This is a genomic window from Sulfolobus tengchongensis (assembly GCF_036967215.1).
Taxonomy (GTDB): Archaea; Thermoproteota; Thermoprotei_A; order Sulfolobales; family Sulfolobaceae; genus Saccharolobus; species Saccharolobus tengchongensis_A.
Genome location: NZ_CP146016.1, coordinates 2,408,789 through 2,432,965, shown reverse-complemented (window position 1 = coordinate 2,432,965; position 24,177 = coordinate 2,408,789). Strand labels below are relative to the sequence as shown.

Below are 24,177 nucleotides of genomic sequence, written 5' to 3'. Positions count from 1 at the left end.
CTTCTTAAGCATACTTATATATATGAAAAGAATTAATACAGTTACCGTAATAGGAGCTGGAGTCATTGGAGTTGGATGGACTACTCTATTACTATCTAAAGGTTATAGAGTAAATTTATATACAGAGAAACATGAAACGTTAGAAAAGGGTTTAGTTAAAGTATCTAACTATTTGAACAATTTAAAAACGCTCGGAATTGTTGACAAGGAACCAGAAGAATATCTGAAGAACCTTACTACTACTACTAAAATAGATGAGGCTATAAGTGAAACTGACTTCGTGATAGAGGCTATAATTGAAGATTATAACGCTAAGAAAAAAGTATTTAGTTATATCGATAGCAAACTATCAGAAAACATTGTAATCGCCAGTAGTACTTCTGGTTTGTTAATGAGTGAAATACAAAAAGCAATGATAAAACATCCAGAACGAGGAGTAGTAGCTCATCCTTGGAATCCTCCGCATTTATTACCCCTAGTTGAAATAGTACCAGGTGAGAAGACATCTAAAGAAACAATAGAGACAACTAAAGAATTCATGGAAAAAATAGATAGAGTTACTGTAGTTTTAAAGAAGGAAATTCCTGGATTTATTGGAAATAGGCTAGCTTTTGCACTATTTAGAGAAGCGATAAATTTAGTTGACGAGGGTGTAGCTACTGTCGAAGATATAGACAAAGTTATGACTGCAGCCATAGGCCTAAGATGGGCGTTTATGGGCCCATTTTTAACATATCATCTAGGCGGTGGTGAAGGAGGAATTGAGTATTTCTTTAACAGAGGGTTTGGTTATGGCGTTAACGAATGGATGCACACTTTGGCTAAATGGGATAAGTTTCCATATACTGCTGTCAAAAAAGTTATAGAACAAATGAAAGAATATGAATTTATAAAGAACAGAAGTTTTCAAGATTTATCGAAATGGAGAGATGAAATGTTAATAAGAGTTTATAAAGCTGTATGGGAAAACAAAAATAAAGAGGATAAAAAGAGATAAATATATCATTAGCAATGAGATTTTTCCATCTTCCTTTTATTTTAGTTGTTACTTGTTATTCTCTAAATTCCAGTATACCTAAACTTTCAATTAACCCAGAGTCAGTAACGTCAAACAATATAGAATCCTCATCGCCAGTATTAACATGATAGTGAATGTCATTTGCAGGTACTACAAAAACGTCACCAGCTTTCCACTCTATTCTCTCATTACCTATCACTGAATATCCCTTCCCTTTAAACACGAAATAAATTGAGGCCATATTATGTGAATGTGGTTTAGTGGATGCTCCTGGCTTAAGTAGTTGAAACCCTGCCATCATCGTTGGTGTCAGACCCCTATTTCTAGCCGTAGAAGGAGAATAGAACATAATCTTAGCAACGCCTTTTTCAATCTTTCCTAATTCAGCTATCTTCTCCAATAACGGCAATACTTTCTCAAATTTTATTACTTTTGGTTTAATTTTTTCAGGAGGAGTAGTGTATTCCATGAAAGTTACAACTTTTAAATCATCTTGTTCTATCTGTTTAGCTAATTCCATAACCTCTTTTTTTAATTCCTCTTGCTTATCAACTCTTTTCAATACTTCCATATGCTCATTCTGTTTAAATAGCTTAAAAATATGACTATTATAAGATTTACGTAATATAATAATGTTTATGTTAAAAACAACATCAACCAAATCTATAACTTGAATTATCTAGCTAGAAGTAACCCATACAAAACCTAAATAACTACCTTATAATTAAAAGCGTGATAAAAGCCGTGACTATGCCTGCTACTATTAGTTGAATCATAGTATATATTTTATTTTTTATTCCCTCTCCATAAAGTAAGCCTAAAATACCTAAGGATGCTAATCCCACGCATAATGAGAGAAAAGTACTATGAGAATACTCATACATATATAGCACAGTCAATCCTAAGAAAGGCGAAAGACCATGAGCAATTGCTGCCAATACTGAAGCTATTTTGCCACTATAATCATATATCGTACCTCTTAAACTTTTTAATACTTGTTTCTCCATCCTTTCTAGCTCAGTTTTCTTTTCACCTAATTCTACTACTAATGCATTCCATGTAGATGAAATAGCCGTAGCAACAATTCCACTATATATCGAAATAGATATGCTATCCAGACTTATGTGTGAAATTACACCAGCTAACAGAATTGACAAACCTAATAATATACCATCAAATGCCCCTAATATTACGTACCGTCTAATTGATTGTTTCAACTCGTACTTTATTACATACATAAAAGCCTCGTATAACTTATTTACCACATAACAGATTAGGATTGAACTTTTATATTAGATTAATGCAGTGCTTTTGATGAACAAACAAATACTATTGGCACTAGCAGTTATAGTCATCATAATTATGGCAATAGGAGTCTATGAAGGACATAAATACAAAACAGAAATTAATACAATAACACTTGGTGGTTCCCAAAATAATGGATTATATACACTAAAAGTAAATGTAATAATGAATTATGGACCGTTTGGGGGAAAATCTCCACTCGCTAATGCCGTAATTTGGGTGTATAAATATAATGGTACTACTTACTCATTCTATACATATAACTTTACCAATGCACAAGGAGTTGCCATGTTTAATTTACCCATGGGCCAATACAAAATATTAGTAACACAGTTGCATTTAACGTACGATGTTAATCTGAATCAAAACGAAGAGGTTATAATTAGCTATGCGTATTTAAATAGTGGATGAGGACTACGGGAGTACAACTGATGAATGTGATGTAGTGGTCCTTCACTGATGAAAAACATATTTATTTTAACCCCCTTTTATATAATTGATGAGCGTAAAAATAGATGTCGTAAGGATAGATATACCTGAAGGAACAAATGTAATTATCGGCCAATCTCATTTCATTAAAACTGTAGAAGATCTATATGAAACTTTATCATCTAGTAGTCCACATCTCAAGTTTGGCATAGCATTTAATGAAGCAAGTGGTAAAAGGCTTGTAAGATATGATGGAAATGATCAAGAATTAATTAAAATTGCCATTGAGAATGCGAAAAAGATAGGAGCTGGACATATTTTTGTAATTTACTTAAAGAATGGTTATCCAATAAATGTGTTAAATAGAATAAAGAACGTAGAAGAAGTCGTTAGGATATTCGCAGCAACTGCAAACCCTCTACAAGTTTTAGTAGCAGAAACTGACCAAGGAAGAGGTATAATTGGAGTAGTAGACGGATATACCCCATTAGGAGTCGAGTCCGAGTCTGATATAAAGGAGAGGAAGGAGTTCTTGAGGAAAATTGGATATAAGAGATAACGCCTTATCCATTAACATATTAGAAACCTCTACTTCACCCTTCAAGTACTTAATCATTGATGCGCAAATTAATATTATAGCTTGTAAATAGTTTTTCTCAGTTTCATTTTCAGCTTTTCTCCATTTCTCCTCTAAAATCTCATGACATTCCCAAAATCTCATATCGTAAAACAATTGCTTAAACTTTCCACCAATCTCAGTTACAATAAACAATGGCTCACCAATCAATAAGATCACCTTTTTAGGATCATCAATTATATCTATTTCTACATATTTTCCCAATCTTATATCTATTACATTTATATTATTTTCCCTTAAAACTCTCTTTAAGTTTTCATTAAAGATACCTCTATGGTAAAACATTAAAACTCTGTTCAACACTTACCTTATAACCAATCTGATACTAAATATTTTTTACCTCTGAAAAGAAATAGTATAACGTATGTCAAGAGAAGCAGTGCTATATAGAAGAGAAGATAGTAGAATACGTTGCGTAGCTTGTGCCAGAAGATGCCTAATTGGAGAAGGGCAGATTGGATTTTGTGGTGTAAGATCAGTTCGTAATGGAAAATTGTACCTTGACGTATATGGGAAGATCGCTGCAGCACATATTGACCCGATCGAAAAGAAACCATTAGTTCATTTTAATCCGGGTTCAAAGGTATTCTCATTCTCCACATATGGATGTAATTGGATGTGCATGTACTGCCAAAATTACGATATAAGTCAAAGAAGAAAAGCTGAGGGGGTGGAGTTATCACCAGAGGAAATTATAGAATTAGCAATGGGATACGATGTAGACGGAATGACGTACACCTATAATGAGCCTGCGATATTTGCAGAATTTGCGCACGATGTGGGTATACTTGCTAAAAAATACGGGTTATTCAATACTATGGTTACTAATGGTTATTGGACTGCAGAATTAGTAGATTATACCAAGGATTTCTTAGATGCAGTAACAATTGATTTTAAAGGCAATGGTGAACAAAAGTTTTTAAAAAGATATACTGGTGCTACGAGCGCTGAACCCATAATTGAAACAGCTAGAGATTTACTAAAGAGAGGAGTTCATGTGGAAATTACTGATCTAATAATACCGCAAATTGGAGATGACTTGGAATCTGCTAAACAACTTTTAGTTAAACTATATGATTATCTAGGCCCGGATACGCCAATCCACTTTCTGAGATTCCATCCTGATTATAAATTAAATAATTTACCATGGACACCAGTAGAAACTCTAGAAAGACATTACAAGATGGCTAAAGAAGTAGGCTTCAAGTTCGTTTATATAGGAAATGTCCCCGGACATCCTTACGAGAATACGTATTGCCCAAATTGTGGTAATCTAGTAATAAGGAGATATAGTTTTGATATTCTAGAATGGCATTTAACTGAGGACATGAGATGTAAATTCTGTGGACATAAATTACCCATTAAAGGTAAACTATCTAGGCATGCATTTAAAGAAAGATTTGAACCAGTATTTATTTAGATCTCTTTGAAAGAAATTCCTCTACTCTTTTCTTCTCATCTTCTGTAGCGAATGCAATACTCCAGCCTAAACTTTCCATAGTTAAGCCGACTGATATTGGTACATCCATTCCGTGGTTAACTACAGTTTTTATTAACCTCAAAGCAACTTGTGGTTTATCAGCTAATTTAAATGCTAAATCTTTAGTTTCCTTTTCCAACGATAAAGGCTCTACAACCCTATTTACAAGACCAATCTTTTCTGCATCGTCTGCTTTTATCCTATCTCCCAACATTATAAGTTCCAAAGCCCTTCCCTTTCCCACTAATCTCACTAGCCTTTGAGTCCCACCAAATCCTGGATAAATCCCTAAATTAATCTCTGGAAACCCTAATTCTGCATTACGAGATGCAATTCTAATATCACAACTCAACGCGATTTCTAAACCTCCACCTAAAGCGTAACCATTAATCATTGCCACGGTAGGCTTTGGATAATTTTCTATGTAATCTGTTAGTTTCCTTCCCTTTGTCGCAAAGTCCCAGGCTTTTACTGGATCTAATTCCTTGAACTGTGAGATGTCTGCACCAGCAGAGAATGCTTTTCCATTTCCCGTAAATATGATAACCTTAATTTTTTCATTGTTCTCCATTTGCCGTAGTATATTCCAGATTTCATCTATCATCTTTAGATTTATTGCATTTAGCTTATCTGGTCTATTTAATATTATCCACCCTATTGGTGCTTCCTCTTTTACAATGATAGTCTCCATCTATAGCAACCTCAAGATACATGCAGTAACCTTGTATTTATCTTTTTAAGCTAATTAGCAGGAATAATATATGTGACCAAGAAGGACATAATTATTTCATTATTATCAGCAATACCACCCATAGTTGGAACTAGCATCATCTCCTTTATAATGAGCAGGAAATACGGAGATTTAAAAGAGGTAATAAAATATATATTACTGGGCTTACCAATCACCTTAGGAACAACATATTATTTATTTGTCAACGTAATTCCAAAATATGCTGATTATTTTCTATTAATTCCTGCAATAATACCACTGCCAATGTCGTTCTTATTAACTAGAAGAAACATGACGATAAGTTATAGTGAGGATTACATTGAAATAAAATTTAAGATTCCCATAAATATGACCTCTCATGATCCACACGAGTTATTTAATTATGTTTTTAATAAAGCATTAAATCGAATAAGAAATCCATATTACTATTATAAACTGTCTGGAGTTTCAAATTGTTCTGGACTAAAAGTTTCCTATCTGAACGAGGATAAGTTAGTGATAAGGAGAAAATGTGGAGATATAGATATTAGAATAGTAATATCCTCTAAAAAGATAGCAGATATGGTAATAGATATTTCATATTAATTTAACTATTATAATTATCAAGAGAATTAACATTAGATAAATATTGGAAAATATAAATGATCTCATTGCTTCTTCTTTAGTTGGATTAATTATTAATCTATAGGATAAGAACATCAAAACTGCGCTTATAACTGCGGATGCTATTAAGGCTATTAGACTGATATACATCGCCATCAGAAGTACTATGGGAATCATTAATGCATTAGAAATAGCTATTGCCCTTGCTGATGCAGTTATTCCAACAACTGCTGGTAGCATAGGATAGTGAGCATTCATGTAATCTTCCCTGTACTTTAATGCCAGAGACCAGAAATGACCAGGAGTCCACATAAATATTAGAAGACCTAAAAGAAATCCTTCTAAGGTTAAAGAATTTGTCAAGGAGGTATATCCAGCCCAAGCTGCAGCACTTCCCGCAAATCCTCCTATTACTATATTTAACCATGTCCTAGGTTTCAATAGGATTGTGTACACAAATACATATATTATAACACCTAATGCTATAAAGAAAGCTGTCAATGTATTATCTATAAAGCCTATTATTGTGCCTATAACTGCTAATAAGGAACCGACTAATATTGCTTCTTTCTTACCAACGTAACCTACAACAGTGGGTCTCTTTAATGTTCGTGACATTAACTTATCTTTATCAATTTCTATCCCACTGTTAATTATCATTGCTCCCATTGATGCCAAAGTGCCACCAATTAACATTGGAAGTATAGGTAAAAGAGACATCCCATGCCTATAAGCTAAGAAAGCACCAGCAATAGCCGCTAAATCAAGTAAGCTTACAACTCCGAGTTTACCCAACTTCAGATAAGCTTTTACTTTCTGCTCTATACTCATCAACATATAGTAAGTATTATGAGAATAAAAAAATCTGTTATAAACATCCTTCCAATAATAGTACTAAATCAGATAGTGCACCGTATGCGGCATTTATCGGTCCGGCTCCAGGACCTCTAATTATGATTCGTTGTATTTCATTTTGAATTTCTAATGCATTTTCAACTCCATCTATGTAGTATAATGGATCTTGAGGACTTAAAACTTGAGGAGAAACTTGTATAGTATAGTTATCAGCGTAAGCTATTAGCTTTATTTTCTTACCTTCACTCTTAGCTCTCCTTATCTCTTCGCTTGTAATTTCTGTTATTCCTTTAAACTTAAAGTCGCCTATTTTCACATTTCTATTCATTACGAAATTTGTCAGAATTGTCAATTTAGCTGCTGCATCAAAACCATTAAGATCTAATGTAGGATCTTCTTCTGCATACCCCTTCTCTTTAGCTTCTTTAATGGCCTCATTAAAACTTAATCCCTCGTAAAGTCTGGTCAATATATAGTTTGTAGTACCATTAAGTATCCCCCTAATTCTAGATACTTCTACTACTGGTTGGATTCTAAAGAGATTTACTGAGGGTGTACCGCTCATTACTGTACCTTGAAATCCAATTTTTGCACCTACTTTTTCAGCAACATCAAATATCTCCCTAAATTTTAATGCAAGAGGCGCTTTATTTACAGTTATAACGTGGATTCCATTTGATAAAGCCCTCATATACGCACTTACAGACGGTTCACCGTCCTTATAATTAGGTGAAGACATGTCAACGATTACATCTGGTTTTACGTAATCTATTGCGTCTAGTACGGACACTTGTTTATCTACAGTAAAATTCTCCTTATCCCCTAACATTAACCCTTGCCTAGTCACTATCCCAACAATTTCCACATTTTGTAATATTGGATATCTCTCTTTCTTTTCGTGAAATAATTTTCTAAATGCCTTCCCCACATTCCCATACCCAATTAACAATAGCTTCATTTAATCACCTGAGTTTCATAATCTCTCTTACCATTACATATTTTCTCTAATAAATCTACTACAAGATCCACTGCATACTTAACTAAGCTCTCGTCAACTTTGGGCACACCTGCGCCAATTACTATTACATTCTTAGTATCAAGGCTTATACTAGTTAAGATTGAGTCTCTGTGAGGATAGATATGAAGAACTTTACCTTCATCATCAACTAATATTGGTACGCCTCTATTTAGTTTTTCAATTTTCTTACCCAAACCTAAGAAATCCTCTCCACCTTTTGAGAGAGTCAGATATAAGTTACCGATAACCTTATCCCTATTATAAATCCCTATCGGAACTAGTGTTTCAACACTCGAAATATTTCCTATATCTACAACTGTATTTATCCTAGGAAATTTATTCCCTCTAGCTATCCTTCTTCTAAGAGCTTCACCACTTGGTCTAATTTTCGTAGGATCAATCCCTATTCTCCAATAAAAATCTCTATAAGCCTTGACAACTGGATCATTCTTCAATAATTCAGGGTCTTGTAATCTGTATTTCTCTTCAATCTTTTTAACCATATCCTCTATAAGGGGATCTGTTTCCTTCACTATTACATTGCTTACTTCAGCTATTGCAACAAAAACACCTAAACTTTTAACATCTTCTGATATACTAACTTTTTTCATAAGGGAAAGATATTAAGAACCTAGCTTTAAGAATTCCTTTAGTTTGCCCCAGTTTATTATTTAATTCTACCAACTTGTTTTTCTCTCCCTTTACAGCTATAGCCTCTATGCATATTCTATCATTAACATGCAAATGAAGAGTAGAAATAATGTAATTACTATACTCATGTTGAATTTTAGTTAAGGACTCAGAAGCCTCTTCATTATCATATACTAAGTTTATAATTCCATAAACAATCTCATTGCTTTCTCTGTTTTCATCCAAATAATTTCTTAAAGCTACTTGAAATATCTTAGACCTATCTTGGATACTTTTACGTGCTATAAACTCTTCTAATTCTTTATAAAGATCTTTAGGCAAAGATATGCTTATTTTCTCAACATTCATTGATATTATATACTTGAAAAGAGTATTAAAGTAAACAGTATGTTTAGATATCTAAGAAGAGCAGAAAACCTAGGAGCAAGCTTTGCTGATATTAGATTTGAAAGAGTTAAAACTAGTAGTATCACCATCACTGAGGATAGAAAATATGTAAGTAGATATGGTATAGATGAAGGTTATTCAATTAGGGTAATAACTAATAGGAATTTAGGATTTAAAGTGACCAACAAGATCGATGAGGGAGAAATTGAAGACGTTGTGAATAACACTTACGGTGATGAAAGAGTTAATATAGTCTACTTACCATCTAAGCACGATAGTGTAAAAATAGGTAAGGATATAAGTAAGAGCATAGAAGAAGAGAGTTCAGATTTAGATAAGATAGCAACGCAAATTAAAAGTTTACATCCCAGTATAAGGTCATTTACCCTAAAATATTCTGAAGAGAAGTTTCACAAGGAATATTATAGTACAGAAGATAGGGAAATAACAATTGATGGCAATTTATCGAGTCTATCCATCTTCATAATAGCAAGGGAAGGCGATATCACAGCTGAAGTTTCCGAGATTATCACTACTCATTTTGGTTATGTGTTAGAAACATTTGATATCAATCAGATCTTAGAAAAACTTCGACATAGATTAGAAAATCAATTAAAAGGAGTGGTGCCAAAAGGTGGGGAATATCCGGTAGTGCTAGCCCCGGAAGTAGTTGGGGTCTTTACTCATGAAGCAGTAGGTCATCTTGCTGAAGCCGACACTGCTGTAAATGGTTTACTATATCAGTTAAGGGGAAAGAAAATAGGAGAAGACTTCTTAAATATTTCTGATCTTCCTATTGGAAACTATCCTCAATCTACCTTAATCTATTATGATGATGAAGGAGTTGAGGGAAGAGAGGTAAAAATTTTAGAAAAAGGTGTTGTAAAGGAATTCATGACTGATAGATACTATTCTGCATATCTTGGTCAACCACCAACCGGAAACTCTAGAGCGCAGAATTACAGAAACGTACCTTTAATTAGAATGAGGAATACCTATATGTTACCCGGAAATTCCAGTTTAGATGAAATATTTGAGGGAATAAAGGAAGGATATTATTTAGTATCTCCCGTAGGTGGTGAAACCAGTGCAGATGGTACTTTCCAATTTGCGATACAAGAAGGTTATAGAATAGAAAATGGTCAAATAAAAGAGCCTTTAAGAAATGTCGGCATATCAGGATATACTATAGAAGCATTGGGAATGGTTGAATTGGTCTCTAAAGACTTTGGTATGTCTAATGGGTATTGTGGTAAAGGGGGGCAAGAAGTACACGTTAGTGATGGGGGTCCATATGTAAGGGTTAAGAGACTCAAGGTGGGAGGATATGTATGAAAAAATAATTTCAAGAGCTAAGGAATTAGGAATCTCTGCTGAAATATTCTCGATTAAACTCAAAGAATATACTATAACTAAAGATAAATATTATATCCCAATAAAAATAGAGGAAAATGGCTATGGGATCAGGGTAATCGATAGTAATAACAGAATGGGTTACCTTTACTCTAAGAAACTTGATGATAAGATTCTAGAAGACGCATTAAAAGTGGCTAAATTAGGGGATTCAGATAAGGCTAATGTCTTACCATCACGAAAGCCAATTAGGAAACTTAATGGATTATATAAGTTAGAAAACGCTGAGGATAAGGTAAAGGAAGTAGTTTCAGAAATGAATGACTTAGAGGATAAATTAAATCTAACTTCAATATCGGTATCAATAATAGATTACGAAATCTCAATAATTAATACCGAAGGAGTTGACGTAGGTGAAAAACGAGGATTATTTCTAATACAAATTCTAGCTAATAGCGACAATAACTCTCCAGAAATTTATGAATATAACCTCTCAAGAAATCATGATATCAAACTTGATAAACTAAAGGAGACAATAATTGAAAAGGCTAAAATATTAAGAAAAAGAGAAAAGGTAGACGTGAAAGGATATGACGTAACTTTTACGCAAAAAGCGTTGGACTCCATATTCTCATCACTCTTCCCTTCATTGTTTTCCGCTAAGAGCTATTTTAAGAGAATAACCCCATTTAAGTTGGGAGAGCTTATAAATGAAGATTTAGAAATAATTGATAACCCTTTAGATTCAGCATTACCCTTTAGTAGATCTTTTGATGATGAAGGTAATCCTTCTAAGATTAACAATGTAATTGAAAATGGAATAGTAAAAACTTTTCTAAGCAATACATATTGGTCCATAAAAGCCTCAATAGATAACACTAGTTCAGCTTCTAGAACTATAGATTCTTTAATTCCATCATATTTTACATTACCCCTTATAGATTTCTCAAATATCGTTGTGAAACATAGAAATAGCGAGCATGAGGTAGAAGATAATAGCGTTGTAATAGATCAAGTACAAGGTATCGATACTGCAGATTTAAGTTCTGGAAATTTCAGCTTGGTTGCGAGTGTAAGTTGGATAAATAAAAAAGAGGAGAAAAAGGGCTTAAGAGAAGTGATTGTTACGGGAAACCTTAAAGAATTACTCAAAAATGTAGTAAGTAGCTCAAAGGATATTGAAGCTTATGGTAAGGTAGTTAGTGGTAAGCTTAGGGTAAGGGGACTTTCCTTAGTCTAAAACATCAACCTTATGAACTTCCTCAACCTCATAAATTCCACATTCAGTGACTAACCTGCCCATATAATCCACGAACAAGGCCTTACACGTCTTTTCCCAATTCTCGCCTTTAAGCATTACATTTCTCTCCTTTATAGAGAGGAATTGGTTTACAATATCAACTGCCTCTTTATCGCTTAATTTTAGAGCCTCGTCTATCTTATTCGTAACATCACTTATATCAATTGATACTTCCCTTCCTAATTCTAAGTATAATGAAGTAGCATCAATGTCATTAGGAAAATTCTTTACGTTAACGTCTATTCCCACTCCAATAAAAAGATCTGCAACGTCAGGGTTATCATAAGTCCTTGCCTCAATTAAGATACCAGCAATTTTCTTATCATTTACTACTATATCGTTTGGCCATCTTATCTTAGGACTTACAAATTTTTTTAAGACATTAAGTATTGCAATAGCCACCTTCAGACCAGACATTTGAATCTCTTCCGTTCTAAAATTCTTTTTAACATACGTAAACCACAATCCACCCTTTGGGGAATACCAGCTTCTTCCTAATCTTCCTCTTGCCTTAGTTTGCTCCTCAGCTATTACTAAAAAATCCTCGTATAACATATTACTGATGGCTTCTGCGAAATCTTGTGTAGATGTCACCTTACTTAACCTTATCACTAACATATTTCCACACATCCTCTTTATTATAAATAGAGGAGAAACCAGATGCCTTCCTAGTTCTGTTCATTATAGCCAACCCTATGCCCCTCTCGCTAAAACTATGAATAACACCTATGTCTACATCTAGCTTATCTAATTTTCTGAAACTATCAAATAAGTTTTTAGAAATCTCGTATAAATTACGTTCACTTCCTAACTCTATAATTTCGACCTTTTCCGCTTGAAATTCTTTACATACTTCCTTAGCACAGAGAAGGGCAACTCTGTATCCTATTTCTATTAATTCTTTAATCACATCCCTCAATATGCCCCTATTTTCTACAACTAATAATTTTTTAGACGGTGCGTAATGTTTATATTTCATCCCTGGTGCTAGAGCTACACTAAATTCTCCAGTTCCTTTAGCTTGTTCTGGAACAACAATCTTTCCAAATATTTTCTCTAACTCCTCTACACTAAATGGGCCAGGACGTAATAGTACTGGTGGATTTACGGTTACGTTTATAACTGTCGACTCAACACCAAAAAAAGTTTCTCCGCCATCTAATATCATATCTACTTTTCCATAAAGATCATCAATTACATGTTCCGCCCTAGTAGGACTAGGTTTAGTAGCTAAGTTGGCACTGGGAGCAGCTATAGGAACTCCACTTTCCCTTATTAAAGCTAAAGCTATTGGATGAGCAGGCATCCTTACTGCTACTGTATCCAATCCGCCGGTGGTTTCCTTAGGAACCTTATCGGTTTTCTTTAAAACGAAAGTTAATGGACCTGGCCATACTATCTTTGCTATATTAATTATTTCCTCTGGTATTTCCATAGCTACTTCCTGAAGTTGATCTAATCTTTCTATATGAACTATTAACGGATTATCCATAGGTCTATTTTTAGCAATAAATATCTTCTTCACAGCTTCTGGATTAAGAGCATTAGCACCGAGCCCATAAACAGTTTCTGTTGGAAAGACTACAGTGCCACCAGCTCTTATTACACTAGCAGCTCTCTTTATTTTATCTAATTCTGGATATAAAGGGTCAACCTTAATTACTTCGGTCATATTTTTAACTTTAAAGATTTAGGAACAAATATATTTATCGATGATGATCTAGGGAAAGTTGAGTTTGATGATAGTTGAGGTGATCTCTGAATAAAGTTATTTAAAGGTGTGATCAAATAAGTCATAGTCATGACAGAACAAACATTATTAGTTGGTAATTTAAATGAAGTAGCTAAAAAGGCTGCACAATGGTTAATCAATAGAAAACCCATAAAATCTCTAATTGATTGGGGAATTTCATTTTCCTTATGGCCTCCTCACTTTACTACCTCTTGTTGTGGTACAGAATTTGGAGCTTTTGCAGCAGCTAGATTTGATGCAGAAAGATATGGTATGTTACCCTTCTCCTCTGCAAGACAGTCTAACATACTTGTAATAGAAGGAACATTAACTAGAAAGATGGCCAGAGCAGCAAGAATTGTATACGACCAGATGCCAGAGCCCAAATTTGTAATAGCACTTGGAGCTTGTATACTTGAAGGTGGAATATTCTGGAATTCTTACAATACTGTACTACCTTCAGATGTAGGGATACCAGTTGATTTATATGTACCAGGATGTCCAATTAGACCAGAGGCTATAGCGAGAGCAGTATTAACACTACAGAAGAAGATAAGAACTCAAGGAGCATTTAATACATAAATGTTATTTACATTAGTATATGTATAGCCAGTTCTTATGGTACTCTCATATCTCTCAAGTAAACCATAACTATTATGAGTCTCTAGCGCATCATTTATTTCATCTTCATTTATATTAGTGTTTGAGCTTATTACACAACCTGCATAGTCAGAATTTCCATCAATTCCATCAGTAGCGAAACTCAATAACTCAAATTTACCACTCTTTTTTACATACTTCAAAAAAGATAGGCAGACTTCTCCGTTTCTTCCACCTTTTCCCGTTTTTCCTTTTATCGTAACTTCTGGTTCTCCTCCTAATAATAGATAATATGGCCTTTTTAGCGGTATACCGTAGTTCTCAGAAGAGTTGTAAATAGAAGCCATAAAAACGCCTACATCTTTAGCTTCTCCTCTTACCTCCGAAGTGAGGATCAATGAATTACCTAGGTAGTTTGAAAGCTTCTTAAGGACTTCCATATTATCTAATATTAAATAATTTATAATAGTTCTAGAAAAACTCTTAGGAGTTTCAGTTAAATATTTTGCATAATTCTCTAGACCTACCTTTCTTAGAAGCATTAGAGCATCATTTATCGTAGACTTATCAATACTAGTAAGTCCACTACCAATGCTACTTATATCATTGCCCGGCACATCACTAACGATGAAGGAAATAACCGGTGCTCTATCCTTTACATATTCTATTATCTTACCTCCCTTTATTTTAGATAGGTGTTTTCTCACTATATTTATCTTATCAATTCCTATTCCAGAGGTAACCAAGAGTTTATTTATCATCTTTAATTCTTCAATGGGTATATCGGAGTATTCCAAAAGCGCTGAAGCACCGCCAGATATTGCAAATATTACCAGATCATAATCTTCATTAAGTAATAAATCCAATACTTTCTTGCCTGCTTTAATACTGTTCTCATCTGGTAGGGGATGTCCAGCTTCTATGACATCGCCTCCTTTGCTAGTGCCCTTAGGTGTGATGACTATCTCTGCTTTTAGAGATATCCTCTGTCTAAAGAATTCTGCCATGGGTATTGATGCCTTACCAACCGCAATTAAAATCGGCTTTTTAAAATAAACTCTTTCATCATTAAAACTAATCGTATTATCATTTATTCTAACTTTCTCCTGTAAAGCTCTATAAGGATCTGAAAACTCAAGTATTTTCTTAATAATTTCTTTCATGTAGGTATCTATTTTTTATCTCTTTTATATTCCTTATACAACATTGAGGCAACTTTTCTCCCTTCCTTACTTAAGTCATAATAAATTCCTTTAGGTTTGTGGTCTAACTCCTTAGCTTTAACTTTTAACCAAGGTTTTACAGAGGAAGTTACAGATCGTTTAAGAGAACCTTGAAATCTTACTAAATATCCCAATTGTTCTAACCTCTTACACGCCTCCTCAATTTCATTTTCATTATATTTTGGAGCCCATCCGCTCTCTCCTAACAACCTTCTGCTCATATACCAAGGATTATCTGGGCCATATTTGTAAATATGGATAAGAATCTTCTTCATTAGCTCATCCAACTACCAGCACCTGATCACCCAAAATTTTACTTATTTCTTCCGTTTTTTCTCCAATTTTAATTTTTATACTTTTGCCATTATTCTCTATGACTTCGATAATTACTCCAGGCTTCAGACCCAACTGTGATACTTCTCTCAAAATCCATTGTTCCTCCCTGATAATCATAGCAACTTTATATCTACCACTTTGATTAATTTCGGATAATTTCTTACCGTTAATCTTTATTCTATTCTCTATGGGATGACCATGGGGACATGTAGTGGGAAAACCAAGTATTTTATCTATTTTCTCCATTACATCATCAGGCCAAATATGTTCAAGCCTATGCGCTAATTCATGCGCCCTTATCCAATCTAGCCCTATTATATCCGTTAGCAAGCGTTCACTAAGTCTATGAGATTTTATTAACCTTTCAGCGATTCTTTTTCCTTCCTCAGTTAGCTTTATCCTTCTATCCCTAGTTCTTTCTATTAATCCTAATTTTTCTAGCTTATTTAACGCCTTACTTATTGTTCCCGGAGAAATATTAAAAATAGAAATTAATTCTGAAACCTTCGCACTTCCTTTAAGCTCTTCTAGCTCGTAAATCTCCTTTAAGTAATTTTCTAATGGTTCTGATAGCTCAACCATAATAGCTATGTGGTAATTCTTGTTTTTATACTCTCAATTAAATTTGAAGCTCTCTCATCTTTAGCGAAAACCTCTATCATAGCATTTATTTTCTTTCCACTTAACCCTTCCTTTTGTAACGTTGCTTTTATCCTATCAATAGCCTCGTCAACAGCAGCTGATATATGATCATGTAGTTTTGTTTCTATCTCAAAACCATATGCCTTAGCTATTGCATAGAACTTTTGTGCTTCAGACGCCATTTTCATTATAACTTTCCTCATATATCAAAATAAAGTTTAGGTTCTAACTACGAACAAGCAAAATATTAAAATAAAAATTTTGCATTATATCATGTTGTGTACAAAGTTATTTTTAAGATAAGAGGAGGACAAGGAACGTCATTTAAGGAATTAAGACAAGCTGGATTCATTCCGATATATTTTAGAAAAAATAAAGGAGAAGAATATTACGTGACATTGTTCAAAGGTAAGGATCTAGGTGAAGTAAAAGAAGCAATTTTAGATTTATCATATTATTTATCTAAGAACGGCAAATACGGCGATTATAATTTCGCTACCATATATCAAATAAGTGATAGTTATTTAGGTAAAATGGCCGGAGGAGCCTTAGGTGCATTAGCGGGATACTATCTTGGGGGGATTGCTGGATTACTTTTAGGTACAATTGGGGGAATATTTTTAGGTGAGTTAGTAGATATTGAAATGGGAGAAAAATTAATTGGTGTATTAGGATGGCCCATATCAATAAGCAAATAAGAAAAAGATTGGTGAGTATAACACTAGGAATAGTATTATTAATTACGTCGATAGTATTAATAGTGAAAACGGGAATAAATAGTGAAGAAATCCAATCCGCATTATTTTTTGGCATAAGTCCCATATTATTCTACATGTTAGGGATAGTATTTGGAGTAGAGAGAGTAGTATTTGGAGTTACGGGAAGTGAAAAATTGTTTAGATTATTAGCGGGTGATGGTGAGCTTTATTATACTGCACTTTTAGGAGTATTCTTCATTTTCATAGTTTCTGGTGTATTAATACTAGCTTATACACCAGTTATAGCTGGAATCATCGAAAAAGTGTTAGAGCTCATAAATGGATTAAGCTTCTTAGCACTATCAGCGACATTGTTCATGAGATCTTAACACACTTTATTATTTCCCAGGGACCAAGTTCCTTTCTTTCTACAACTTTTAAAGAATTTTCTAAAAATAAATTAACGTAATAGTCATAATGTCTCAAACTAACATTCCACCACCTCGATAATATCTTAGCCATTGTTGAATTTACATTACCCAAAACGATTACGCTACATCTACCATTAGGTTTAAGAACTCTATTAATCTCCTTTATTGCAAAAGACGGATTAGACAACATATGCAACACTAAAGTGGAAGAAACTCCATCCGCTATACCAGACTTAAGAGGAAGATTATTAGCATCTCCCCTTACAGCTACCACTTTGCTTCTCTTTCTTTTCAAATATTTTAAAAACCTTATAGATACGTCAATGCCTACACAAGTACTGCATCGTAAAAAATCAAAAATCTTACCAGTACCGGTACCTACATCAATGATTACTTCACCCTCTATAAAATTGGCAATCTCGCTAAGTAAAAAGGAGTACGTCTTACCACTTGTTATCAGAATCCCTAATGGTGCCCATATGTTCTCGTAGATTGGTACGATTCTCTCTAACAACCTATCAGTCTTAACGTCCTTTAGTAAGAAATCATAGATCCCATCATCTATAAGGTTAAATCTATGGCCTTTTTCGCACTCCAAATTATCATTTATATTAGTCTTATCTATAGGACAAGCAAATATCACGATATATAATTAAAAATCAACTTTATTAAATCTCTGTTAGTGATGATCTTAACTTTGTTCTTTAACCCAGTCTTTATCAGCACACTACCTACACTTCTTTCATTCATTAATCTAACTATGTCCACTAATTCACTCTCCTCGCCTACACTAACTAAGTTGACGTTCATAATTTTCTCCGCATTAGTATTTATAGTAATTGTATCGTAGGAATAAGCTATATCCCTTGCACTGATTATACCTAAAGGGATATCACTAACCACTGGCAAGTGTCTTATACTATTCTTAAGCATTGCTTCTATGCAGGTAGAGATTTTTGTATAAGGAAAAACAACTATTGCTTCCTTGCTTATGTTTTTTACATTTTCTTTAATTGAGTTCCAATCGAAATTTCTCACAACGTCCTTCTCGGTTATGATGATTCTTTTATTATATATTACGAAATCAGAATTCTCATTAACCATAGCCCTTACTATATCCTTTATGTTGTTATTTTCGACAAATACTGGTTTTCTTAATTTCAGCTCACCTAACTTTACTTCTAACTTATTCTCCATAATCTGCTTAATAGCATTCTCAATTGTAAACACGCCAATAATCCCATTAACGTTACTCACAACTAATCTTCTTACATTATTTCTTCTCATGAAATATAGAGCGTCTACCACATATGCGTTAGGATCAAGCGATATGATATCAGAACCATTAATCCGAAGAGACATCTCTAAGTCCTAATATTGTCATTAAGTTATAAAGTGTTAGCAGCAAAGGGTGATCAGAAGTGATAGCTGTAGTTATCCCATTTAGCTTTAAATTTCTAATTTCTTTTTTGCACTCATTTTTTACATCGTTCAAAATTTGTTTGCTGAGATTTTCAATTTCGTCCACACTATTAATGACATACTTCTTACCTATCTCGATATTTGAAAAACCTTCTATAATAACAACATCAGCTGGTAGTACATTGATAAGAGAAAGAGAAGAGACGTTAGGCATGAATAATACAGATTCGTATTCGCCCTCTTGAAATATAATATAATCGCTCCCGGAATTTCTATATCTATCGGTATCTTTTCCAGATAAGTCCAATTTATGATGAGAATGTTTAATTACAGCAACCTTTAAACCGTATTTCTTAACCTCTTTAACTACCTTCTCTATTACGCTAGTCTTACCAACGTCCTTTTTGCCTATAACATGAAATATGCACGCCATATCATATATTAGTGTGAATATTAAGATATTAAATTGTGACACTTATCCCAATTGATGAAGCTAGAAAAACGATCATCAGAACTAGTTTCAGCGTTGATAAAAAAGAGAAGATTATCAACATTTTTCAAGCAGTAGGGAAAATAGTAGTAGAAGATGTGATCGCTAAGATAAGTATACCAGAGAGACCATTGTCTGCAATGGACGGATATGCAATTAGGTACGATGACTATTTAAAATATGGAAAATTAAAGTTAGTAGGAAAAATATATCCCAATACTCCAGAAATTGAAGAATTAAAGGAAGGTGAAACGTACTATATAACAACAGGTGGACCTTTACCTAAAAACGCAGATACAGTAGTTCCAATAGAGAATTCTAAAATTGAGGGAGACTATGTAATATTTAAGGGTGATGTAAAAAAGGGTAAAAACGTAAGGGAAGAAGGAGAAGACGTAAAAGCTGGTCAAGTGCTGATATCTAAAGGTGAAGAGATTACACCTTACCATTTAGGTCTTCTAGTTCAACAAGGAATATTGAATGTTAAAATCTCTGACATAAACTTCTCGATATTTGCAAATGGAGATGAAATAACTAATTTTGAGACCCCAGAAAAAGGTAAAATAGTAGACTCTATTTCTCCAATATTATTGAAGATCTTAGAGAAATTCGGTAATGTAAGATATTTGGGAGTGGCAAGAGACGATTTAAATGATGTGATGGGGAAAATTGAGAAAGCCCTAGAATTCTCTGACATAATAATATCCATAGGTGGATCCTCAGTAGGTGAAAAAGATTATGTCAAAAAGGCAGTAAATAAGCTAGGTGAGATACTATTTGAAGGGGTATCAATAAACGTAATTAAACGAGGCAGCGTAGGTAAAATAAATGGAAAGCCAATAATAATATTGCCAGGACAAGTGGTATCTGCAGTTACGTCATTTCATGAATTTGGCCTTTTAGTTCTGTCTAACATATTAAAGGTCAATTTAAAGAAGTACGTAAAGAGTTATTTAGCAGAGGACATTTACGTTAATCACACAATGGATTCTTTGTACTTGTTTACAGTTAAGGGAAATGAGGCAATTCCTCTCAGATGGGGAGTCGGGCTATATAGCGTGTTAACAAAAGCTAACGCTTTTGGTATACTTAAAAGAAATGTACTTTACAGAAAAGGGGAAGAAATTGAGTTACAGCTTTTCATATGACGTCATTATCCTAGCTGGTGGATTATCAAGTAGATTTGGATCAGATAAGTGCTGTTTTGAGGTAAACTCTAAAACAATGCTGGAAAGGTTAGTTGAGCAGTTTGACTATCCTATCATAGTATCTAGGTCTCCTAGGAGAGTTAGTAAAGGAATTTTAGTTCTAGAAAATGGAGAGTACAAAGGACCAATTAAGGGTGTAAAAGAAGGTTTAAATTACGTGAATAAGAACAGAGTATTCATAACTGGGTGCGACTTCCCATTTTTAACTAAAAATTTAGTAGAATATCTATGTAATAAGCCATATGATATTGTGATGCCTATTGATGAAGAACCTCAACCATTATTGGGGTGCTATTCTACCAGGTTTCTCGAAGAAAATATTGATAAAGTTAATAGACTTTTTGATTTGATTAGACTTTCTTCTTCGGTATACTTAGTAGGAACTGATGAACTCATGAAAATAGACCCGTCATTATACAGCCTAATTAATGTCAATAGGATAACGGACTTCATTTATAAACCTATTAGAATAAAAACAGTGACAAAAATAATTATTAATATAACATAAATTCTTTCTTGAAAAAGAGATCAAGGATTAACAAAGAAGAATTCCATTGGCAAAACAAATTCTATTAAGAGAGAAAAATGAAAACTTTCTACAAATTTGCGTTGTCTTTCTCAACGGAATGTATAATAAAAAGATAAATGATAAAATGATTTACAAAAGCTACGTAGAAGATTTTCGATAACATTCGACTAAAATTTCATTAGGAACGCTTATTAGGTATTTCCAAATGATTTTTTATCAGATACAAAATGGCCAAGAAGAAGAAGGAGCAAGGCGGACAACAGCAACAAAGTGGCGGAGAGCAGAAAAAGAAGTAAAGTACTATAGCGTATTAAGGAGTAAAATATTAAAGTTAACTCCTTTTTTACCTTTTACAACCTATGAAGATTTGTGCTTTATTTTCTGGGGGAAAAGATAGTACATATGCACTACATTGGGCAGTTTTAAAAGGATTTGAGGTTATATGTCTGATAACGTTAATACCTAAAAGAGAAGATTCATGGATGTTCCAATATCCTAACGTGATTTACACACGCTATCAAGCAGATGCAATGGGATTTAATCTGATCACCTTTAACACTAGTGGAGAAAAAGAGAAAGAGTTAGAAGACCTCAGAAACGTTCTTTTAGAGGCTAAAGAGGAAGGCGCTGAAGGAATTATAAGTGGAGCCTTACTTTCAGATTATCAAAGATTAAATATAAGTCTAATAGCAGAGGAATTAGGATTAAAAACGTTCACACCACTCTGGAGAAAAAACCAAGAGGAGTACATGAGATGGTTAGTTAGAGAAGGATTCAAATTTATAATAACCTCAGCTTCTGCGTATGGCTTTCCTTTTAATCTCTTGGGTAAGGAAATTACCGAAGAAGACGTAGAGAAGATAATTACAAGTGCTAGAAAATATGGATTTAATCCCGCATTTGAGGGAGGTGAAGCAGAAACTTTCGTAATATATGCTCCTCTATTTAAAAGACAATTAAAAGTTGAAGGAGAATTAAGAAAAATAAGTGAGTACGAGTGGAGATACGAAATAAAGAATATACATTAAAGAATTGTAAGTTTGTTGTAAATTATGATGAGGTACTGGAAAACGTCAATATAGTTATACAAGAAGACGGTTACATAAAAACGATAGGAAGAGAATCTGAAGGAGACGAAATTGATTGTTCCAATTACGTTGCAATCCCTGGTTTGGTTAATGCTCATACACACACTCCAATGATATCTTTACGTGGATATTATGATGACGCAGAACTAAATGAATGGTTACAAAAGATGTGGGAATATGAGAAAACATTTACATTAGATGCGATGAATATTTCCTCAGAACTAGCCATTATTGAGATGTTATCAAAAGGTACCACAGCATTTATAGATATGTACTTTAACCCTGATGGAGTGAAGAGTCTAGCTGAGAAGTATGGGATAAGAGCTTATGCTGGCTATACGTTTCTTGATGACCTTTTTGAACCCTATGAAATAGATAAGAAACAAAGACTACTCAAACAAAGTGAACTGTTTAGGCCAGTTGTTAACGTTCACAGCGTATATTCTGCTTCGTTAAGAACGTTGGAGTTGGCTAAACAATTAGCTGAGGAAATGAACACCTGGATTCATATCCATGTATCTGAAACAAGAAAAGAGATATACGAGATAAAGAAAAAATATGGAAAATTTCCAGTAGAGTTGCTTAATGAACTAAATATGGCACAAAATTCGCAAATGGTTCATTTAGGATGGGTAGCTAGCTGGGAACTAAATTACGTAAGACATGCAACCCATTGTCCAACATCTAATATGAAGTTAGCTACTGCAGGATTTTTTCCATTTAAAGAATTATTAACAAAAGGAGTAAACGTAACTATAGGTACCGATGGGCCAGCAAGTAATAACTCTTTAGATATGTTCAGAGAGATGAAAAATGCTGTATTACTCCAAAGGCATTCGTATTGGGATGTTGAAATAAAAGCACACCACGTATTTAAGGCATCAACGGAAGAGGGATATAAATTAATTGGAATAAAAGGAGGAAGAATAGAAGAAGGATATGTCGCTGATATAGTACTATTGGAGAAGGATAATTTATATCCGTTAAAAAAGGATAGAATACTCTCAAATATAGCGTATAATGCGGTTGGAGAGCACGTACGGAAAGTCATAGTAAACGGGAAATTAGTTTATGATGAGGAAAAACATAAAGAGCTTTTTAGGAAAAGAAGGAAAGAACTACTTGAACTTTTGGATAATATTATACCCTAATCCGTAAGGAAACGAAATCGCCAAGGCTAGGCCTGGCACTAAATTCAATAAATATTTTCTGAAACCCTTATAGTAGTAAATACCATAGCCTATAAGGGGTACATAAAGAAGAGCTAGAGGATGAAGGAAAACTGAAAGAATAGCCAATATGTAATAACTTCCATAATATGAGTAACCGGTTAGAAAAGTAAAGTCTGTAAGACCATCAAAAATTAACATTACGTCGTATTTACTTCTCCATAAATTTCTTCTAGCCTCAGAAAGAGACGAAGAAAAGTCAAGTCTAGCATGCACTTTATTAAGATGTAAACATCTCCCTTCAGCAGGTTCTACTTTATATCCACTCTTCTTTAATTTAGCATAAAGCCAAATGTCTTCATCTCTCTCATATCTTTCATCAAAGTATCCAATCTTTTTAATTATCTCTAGATTTACTCCAGCACAGCCTAAATTGGGATTGAGTTCAGTCAAAGATAAAGGCTTTTCTATCTCATCTTCAGAATATGCATAATGCATCCAGCTAAACGCTATCCCACTCTCTAACTTATTTACAATTTTTATAGAATAATCTTTAGGTATTATCACATCGCTATCAAGCATAATAACGTATTTATCAGTTGCTAATGACAGCATTTTGTTACGTAACTTAGCCATATTTACTTTTCTCATTCTCTTATCTTTAATATAAGTTATCTTATCGTTAATCTCTTGAAAGAGATTGGAAATATCATCTCTTTGACTATTGTCATAAATAATAACGTCATCAACTGGCTGTGATAGAGCAGAGAGCACACTTTTCTTAACCCAATCTACCTTATCGCTAGGACCCACTGGTATTATAATCTGAACCATCTAAAAGTA

At 33.8% G+C, this 24,177-nt stretch carries 32 protein-coding genes; 14 read left to right on the top strand and 18 right to left on the bottom strand.

Going from position 1 to position 24,177, the window contains the following annotated elements:
* The first annotated feature begins 10 nt into the window (after positions 1–10).
* A complete protein-coding gene (locus V6M85_RS11940; RefSeq protein WP_338604786.1) occupies positions 11–997 on the top strand; it encodes a 3-hydroxyacyl-CoA dehydrogenase family protein in 987 nt (328 codons plus the stop codon).
* Positions 998–1,052: 55 nt separating this feature from the next.
* On the opposite strand, the gene V6M85_RS11935 is transcribed toward V6M85_RS11940, so the two are convergent.
* Complete coding sequence (locus V6M85_RS11935) at positions 1,053–1,589, bottom strand: cupin domain-containing protein (RefSeq protein ID WP_338600419.1); 537 nt, start codon at positions 1,587–1,589, stop codon at positions 1,053–1,055.
* A gap of 142 nt (positions 1,590–1,731) precedes the next feature.
* Entirely contained in the window at positions 1,732–2,283 is a 552-nt protein-coding gene (locus V6M85_RS11930) for a hypothetical protein (protein WP_338600416.1), read from the bottom strand.
* A gap of 49 nt (positions 2,284–2,332) precedes the next feature.
* Here V6M85_RS11930 and V6M85_RS11925 point away from each other — a divergent pair, with 49 nt between their 5' ends.
* On the top strand, positions 2,333–2,734 hold the full coding sequence (locus V6M85_RS11925) for a hypothetical protein (protein WP_338600413.1): 402 nt from the start codon (positions 2,333–2,335) through the stop codon (positions 2,732–2,734).
* 88 nt (positions 2,735–2,822) lie between these two features.
* Positions 2,823–3,311, top strand: coding sequence for an adenosine-specific kinase (locus V6M85_RS11920; protein WP_338600410.1), 489 nt, complete (start codon positions 2,823–2,825; stop codon positions 3,309–3,311).
* Here the strand turns inward: V6M85_RS11920 and V6M85_RS11915 are convergent.
* The gene (locus V6M85_RS11915) at positions 3,240–3,692 is read right to left on the bottom strand and encodes a DUF309 domain-containing protein (protein ID WP_338600407.1); all 453 of its coding nucleotides are present in this window, start codon (positions 3,690–3,692) and stop codon (positions 3,240–3,242) included. The two genes, V6M85_RS11920 and V6M85_RS11915, sit on opposite strands and share 72 nt — an antisense overlap.
* 61 nt (positions 3,693–3,753) lie before the next feature.
* Between V6M85_RS11915 and amrS the strand changes: the two genes are divergently transcribed.
* On the top strand, positions 3,754–4,809 hold the full coding sequence (gene amrS / locus V6M85_RS11910; protein ID WP_338600404.1) for an AmmeMemoRadiSam system radical SAM enzyme: 1,056 nt from the start codon (positions 3,754–3,756) through the stop codon (positions 4,807–4,809).
* Here amrS and V6M85_RS11905 read toward each other — a convergent pair.
* Positions 4,802–5,560 carry an enoyl-CoA hydratase/isomerase family protein gene (locus V6M85_RS11905; protein ID WP_338600402.1) on the bottom strand — a complete coding sequence of 253 codons (759 nt, stop codon included), beginning with the start codon at positions 5,558–5,560 and terminating at the stop codon, positions 4,802–4,804. The two genes, amrS and V6M85_RS11905, sit on opposite strands and share 8 nt — an antisense overlap.
* A 72-nt stretch (positions 5,561–5,632) precedes the next feature.
* Between V6M85_RS11905 and V6M85_RS11900 the strand changes: the two genes are divergently transcribed.
* Positions 5,633–6,184 (top strand): hypothetical protein, encoded by a 552-nt coding sequence (locus tag V6M85_RS11900; RefSeq protein WP_338600399.1) that lies wholly within the window; start codon positions 5,633–5,635, stop codon positions 6,182–6,184.
* Here V6M85_RS11900 and cyoE read toward each other — a convergent pair.
* Genes cyoE through V6M85_RS11880 form a run of 4 tightly spaced genes read right to left on the bottom strand, consistent with a single transcriptional unit; the run spans position 6,176 to position 9,074 of the window.
* Positions 6,176–7,033 carry a heme o synthase gene (cyoE, locus tag V6M85_RS11895; RefSeq protein WP_338600396.1) on the bottom strand — a complete coding sequence of 286 codons (858 nt, stop codon included), beginning with the start codon at positions 7,031–7,033 and terminating at the stop codon, positions 6,176–6,178. The two genes, V6M85_RS11900 and cyoE, sit on opposite strands and share 9 nt — an antisense overlap.
* A gap of 37 nt (positions 7,034–7,070) precedes the next feature.
* Positions 7,071–8,015, bottom strand: a complete 945-nt coding sequence (locus V6M85_RS11890) for a homoserine dehydrogenase (RefSeq protein ID WP_338600393.1) — start codon at positions 8,013–8,015, stop codon at positions 7,071–7,073.
* Complete coding sequence (locus tag V6M85_RS11885; protein ID WP_338600390.1) at positions 8,012–8,686, bottom strand: B3/4 domain-containing protein; 675 nt, start codon at positions 8,684–8,686, stop codon at positions 8,012–8,014. Before V6M85_RS11885 ends, V6M85_RS11890 begins: the two co-directional genes overlap by 4 nt.
* Positions 8,673–9,074 (bottom strand): CopG family ribbon-helix-helix protein, encoded by a 402-nt coding sequence (locus tag V6M85_RS11880; protein WP_338600387.1) that lies wholly within the window; start codon positions 9,072–9,074, stop codon positions 8,673–8,675. Before V6M85_RS11880 ends, V6M85_RS11885 begins: the two co-directional genes overlap by 14 nt.
* Before the next feature lie 39 nt (positions 9,075–9,113).
* On the opposite strand from V6M85_RS11880, the gene tldD reads away from it, so the two are divergent.
* Positions 9,114–10,448, top strand: coding sequence for a zinc metalloprotease TldD (tldD, locus tag V6M85_RS11875; RefSeq protein WP_338600384.1), 1,335 nt, complete (start codon positions 9,114–9,116; stop codon positions 10,446–10,448).
* Positions 10,441–11,706, top strand: coding sequence for a TldD/PmbA family protein (locus tag V6M85_RS11870; protein ID WP_338600381.1), 1,266 nt, complete (start codon positions 10,441–10,443; stop codon positions 11,704–11,706). Before tldD ends, V6M85_RS11870 begins: the two co-directional genes overlap by 8 nt.
* On the opposite strand, the gene V6M85_RS11865 is transcribed toward V6M85_RS11870, so the two are convergent.
* Both V6M85_RS11865 and V6M85_RS11860 read right to left on the bottom strand, forming a co-directional pair.
* Positions 11,698–12,384: a biotin--[acetyl-CoA-carboxylase] ligase gene (locus V6M85_RS11865; protein ID WP_338600378.1), complete on the bottom strand. Its 687-nt coding sequence runs from the start codon at positions 12,382–12,384 to the stop codon at positions 11,698–11,700. The genes V6M85_RS11870 and V6M85_RS11865 overlap by 9 nt on opposite strands.
* Complete coding sequence (locus tag V6M85_RS11860) at positions 12,362–13,438, bottom strand: L-threonylcarbamoyladenylate synthase (RefSeq protein ID WP_338600375.1); 1,077 nt, start codon at positions 13,436–13,438, stop codon at positions 12,362–12,364. The genes V6M85_RS11865 and V6M85_RS11860 overlap by 23 nt, the downstream gene beginning before the upstream one ends.
* Before the next feature lie 129 nt (positions 13,439–13,567).
* On the opposite strand from V6M85_RS11860, the gene V6M85_RS11855 reads away from it, so the two are divergent.
* Positions 13,568–14,080, top strand: coding sequence for an NADH-quinone oxidoreductase subunit B (locus V6M85_RS11855; RefSeq protein WP_338600372.1), 513 nt, complete (start codon positions 13,568–13,570; stop codon positions 14,078–14,080).
* Here the strand turns inward: V6M85_RS11855 and V6M85_RS11850 are convergent.
* Genes V6M85_RS11850 through V6M85_RS11835 form a run of 4 tightly spaced genes read right to left on the bottom strand, consistent with a single transcriptional unit; the run spans position 14,059 to position 16,481 of the window.
* A complete protein-coding gene (locus tag V6M85_RS11850) occupies positions 14,059–15,261 on the bottom strand; it encodes a glycerate 2-kinase (RefSeq protein WP_338600369.1) in 1,203 nt (400 codons plus the stop codon). The two genes, V6M85_RS11855 and V6M85_RS11850, sit on opposite strands and share 22 nt — an antisense overlap.
* 8 nt (positions 15,262–15,269) lie before the next feature.
* Complete coding sequence (locus tag V6M85_RS11845) at positions 15,270–15,608, bottom strand: hypothetical protein (RefSeq protein ID WP_338600366.1); 339 nt, start codon at positions 15,606–15,608, stop codon at positions 15,270–15,272.
* Positions 15,601–16,239 carry a metal-dependent transcriptional regulator gene (locus V6M85_RS11840; RefSeq protein WP_338600363.1) on the bottom strand — a complete coding sequence of 213 codons (639 nt, stop codon included), beginning with the start codon at positions 16,237–16,239 and terminating at the stop codon, positions 15,601–15,603. The genes V6M85_RS11845 and V6M85_RS11840 overlap by 8 nt, the downstream gene beginning before the upstream one ends.
* Before the next feature lie 5 nt (positions 16,240–16,244).
* Entirely contained in the window at positions 16,245–16,481 is a 237-nt protein-coding gene (locus V6M85_RS11835; RefSeq protein ID WP_338600360.1) for a hypothetical protein, read from the bottom strand.
* Positions 16,482–16,577: 96 nt separating this feature from the next.
* On the opposite strand from V6M85_RS11835, the gene V6M85_RS11830 reads away from it, so the two are divergent.
* Together V6M85_RS11830 and V6M85_RS11825 are read left to right on the top strand one after the other, a co-directional pair.
* Positions 16,578–16,997 (top strand): hypothetical protein, encoded by a 420-nt coding sequence (locus V6M85_RS11830; protein ID WP_338600357.1) that lies wholly within the window; start codon positions 16,578–16,580, stop codon positions 16,995–16,997.
* Positions 16,973–17,386, top strand: a complete 414-nt coding sequence (locus V6M85_RS11825) for a hypothetical protein (protein ID WP_338600354.1) — start codon at positions 16,973–16,975, stop codon at positions 17,384–17,386. The genes V6M85_RS11830 and V6M85_RS11825 overlap by 25 nt, the downstream gene beginning before the upstream one ends.
* Here the strand turns inward: V6M85_RS11825 and V6M85_RS11820 are convergent.
* The 3 genes from V6M85_RS11820 to mobB are packed head-to-tail and all read right to left on the bottom strand — an operon-like array spanning position 17,373 to position 19,283.
* On the bottom strand, positions 17,373–18,071 hold the full coding sequence (locus V6M85_RS11820; RefSeq protein ID WP_338600351.1) for a class I SAM-dependent methyltransferase: 699 nt from the start codon (positions 18,069–18,071) through the stop codon (positions 17,373–17,375). The two genes, V6M85_RS11825 and V6M85_RS11820, sit on opposite strands and share 14 nt — an antisense overlap.
* Positions 18,068–18,790, bottom strand: a complete 723-nt coding sequence (locus V6M85_RS11815; protein ID WP_338600348.1) for a CBS domain-containing protein — start codon at positions 18,788–18,790, stop codon at positions 18,068–18,070. Before V6M85_RS11815 ends, V6M85_RS11820 begins: the two co-directional genes overlap by 4 nt.
* The gene (gene mobB / locus V6M85_RS11810; RefSeq protein ID WP_338600345.1) at positions 18,774–19,283 is read right to left on the bottom strand and encodes a molybdopterin-guanine dinucleotide biosynthesis protein B; all 510 of its coding nucleotides are present in this window, start codon (positions 19,281–19,283) and stop codon (positions 18,774–18,776) included. The genes V6M85_RS11815 and mobB overlap by 17 nt, the downstream gene beginning before the upstream one ends.
* Before the next feature lie 35 nt (positions 19,284–19,318).
* On the opposite strand from mobB, the gene V6M85_RS11805 reads away from it, so the two are divergent.
* From V6M85_RS11805 to V6M85_RS11790, 4 genes are all read left to right on the top strand, one after another.
* Entirely contained in the window at positions 19,319–20,488 is a 1,170-nt protein-coding gene (locus V6M85_RS11805) for a molybdopterin molybdotransferase MoeA (protein WP_338600342.1), read from the top strand.
* The gene (locus V6M85_RS11800) at positions 20,466–21,056 is read left to right on the top strand and encodes a molybdenum cofactor guanylyltransferase (protein ID WP_338600339.1); all 591 of its coding nucleotides are present in this window, start codon (positions 20,466–20,468) and stop codon (positions 21,054–21,056) included. Before V6M85_RS11805 ends, V6M85_RS11800 begins: the two co-directional genes overlap by 23 nt.
* A gap of 380 nt (positions 21,057–21,436) precedes the next feature.
* A complete protein-coding gene (locus tag V6M85_RS11795; protein ID WP_338600336.1) occupies positions 21,437–22,105 on the top strand; it encodes a diphthine--ammonia ligase in 669 nt (222 codons plus the stop codon).
* Positions 22,075–23,316 (top strand): amidohydrolase, encoded by a 1,242-nt coding sequence (locus V6M85_RS11790; protein WP_338600333.1) that lies wholly within the window; start codon positions 22,075–22,077, stop codon positions 23,314–23,316. Before V6M85_RS11795 ends, V6M85_RS11790 begins: the two co-directional genes overlap by 31 nt.
* On the opposite strand, the gene V6M85_RS11785 is transcribed toward V6M85_RS11790, so the two are convergent.
* On the bottom strand, positions 23,284–24,168 hold the full coding sequence (locus tag V6M85_RS11785; protein ID WP_338600330.1) for a glycosyltransferase family A protein: 885 nt from the start codon (positions 24,166–24,168) through the stop codon (positions 23,284–23,286). The two genes, V6M85_RS11790 and V6M85_RS11785, sit on opposite strands and share 33 nt — an antisense overlap.
* Positions 24,169–24,177 lie beyond the last annotated feature (9 nt).

Coding starts and splice junctions, on each gene's coding strand:
- V6M85_RS11935 (WP_338600419.1), bottom strand. CDS start 1,589: ATGGAAGTATTGAAAAGAGTTGATAAGCAAGAGGAATTAAAAAAAGAG.
- V6M85_RS11925 (WP_338600413.1), top strand. CDS start 2,333: ATGAACAAACAAATACTATTGGCACTAGCAGTTATAGTCATCATAATT.
- V6M85_RS11920 (WP_338600410.1), top strand. CDS start 2,823: ATGAGCGTAAAAATAGATGTCGTAAGGATAGATATACCTGAAGGAACA.
- amrS (WP_338600404.1), top strand. CDS start 3,754: ATGTCAAGAGAAGCAGTGCTATATAGAAGAGAAGATAGTAGAATACGT.
- V6M85_RS11905 (WP_338600402.1), bottom strand. CDS start 5,560: ATGGAGACTATCATTGTAAAAGAGGAAGCACCAATAGGGTGGATAATA.
- cyoE (WP_338600396.1), bottom strand. CDS start 7,033: ATGAGTATAGAGCAGAAAGTAAAAGCTTATCTGAAGTTGGGTAAACTC.
- V6M85_RS11890 (WP_338600393.1), bottom strand. CDS start 8,015: ATGAAGCTATTGTTAATTGGGTATGGGAATGTGGGGAAGGCATTTAGA.
- V6M85_RS11885 (WP_338600390.1), bottom strand. CDS start 8,686: ATGAAAAAAGTTAGTATATCAGAAGATGTTAAAAGTTTAGGTGTTTTT.
- V6M85_RS11880 (WP_338600387.1), bottom strand. CDS start 9,074: ATGAATGTTGAGAAAATAAGCATATCTTTGCCTAAAGATCTTTATAAA.
- tldD (WP_338600384.1), top strand. CDS start 9,114: ATGTTTAGATATCTAAGAAGAGCAGAAAACCTAGGAGCAAGCTTTGCT.
- V6M85_RS11870 (WP_338600381.1), top strand. CDS start 10,441: ATGTATGAAAAAATAATTTCAAGAGCTAAGGAATTAGGAATCTCTGCT.
- V6M85_RS11865 (WP_338600378.1), bottom strand. CDS start 12,384: ATGTTAGTGATAAGGTTAAGTAAGGTGACATCTACACAAGATTTCGCA.
- V6M85_RS11860 (WP_338600375.1), bottom strand. CDS start 13,438: ATGACCGAAGTAATTAAGGTTGACCCTTTATATCCAGAATTAGATAAA.
- V6M85_RS11855 (WP_338600372.1), top strand. CDS start 13,568: ATGACAGAACAAACATTATTAGTTGGTAATTTAAATGAAGTAGCTAAA.
- V6M85_RS11850 (WP_338600369.1), bottom strand. CDS start 15,261: ATGAAAGAAATTATTAAGAAAATACTTGAGTTTTCAGATCCTTATAGA.
- V6M85_RS11840 (WP_338600363.1), bottom strand. CDS start 16,239: ATGGTTGAGCTATCAGAACCATTAGAAAATTACTTAAAGGAGATTTAC.
- V6M85_RS11835 (WP_338600360.1), bottom strand. CDS start 16,481: ATGGCGTCTGAAGCACAAAAGTTCTATGCAATAGCTAAGGCATATGGT.
- V6M85_RS11825 (WP_338600354.1), top strand. CDS start 16,973: ATGGCCCATATCAATAAGCAAATAAGAAAAAGATTGGTGAGTATAACA.
- V6M85_RS11815 (WP_338600348.1), bottom strand. CDS start 18,790: ATGTCTCTTCGGATTAATGGTTCTGATATCATATCGCTTGATCCTAAC.
- mobB (WP_338600345.1), bottom strand. CDS start 19,283: ATGGCGTGCATATTTCATGTTATAGGCAAAAAGGACGTTGGTAAGACT.
- V6M85_RS11795 (WP_338600336.1), top strand. CDS start 21,437: ATGAAGATTTGTGCTTTATTTTCTGGGGGAAAAGATAGTACATATGCA.
- V6M85_RS11785 (WP_338600330.1), bottom strand. CDS start 24,168: ATGGTTCAGATTATAATACCAGTGGGTCCTAGCGATAAGGTAGATTGG.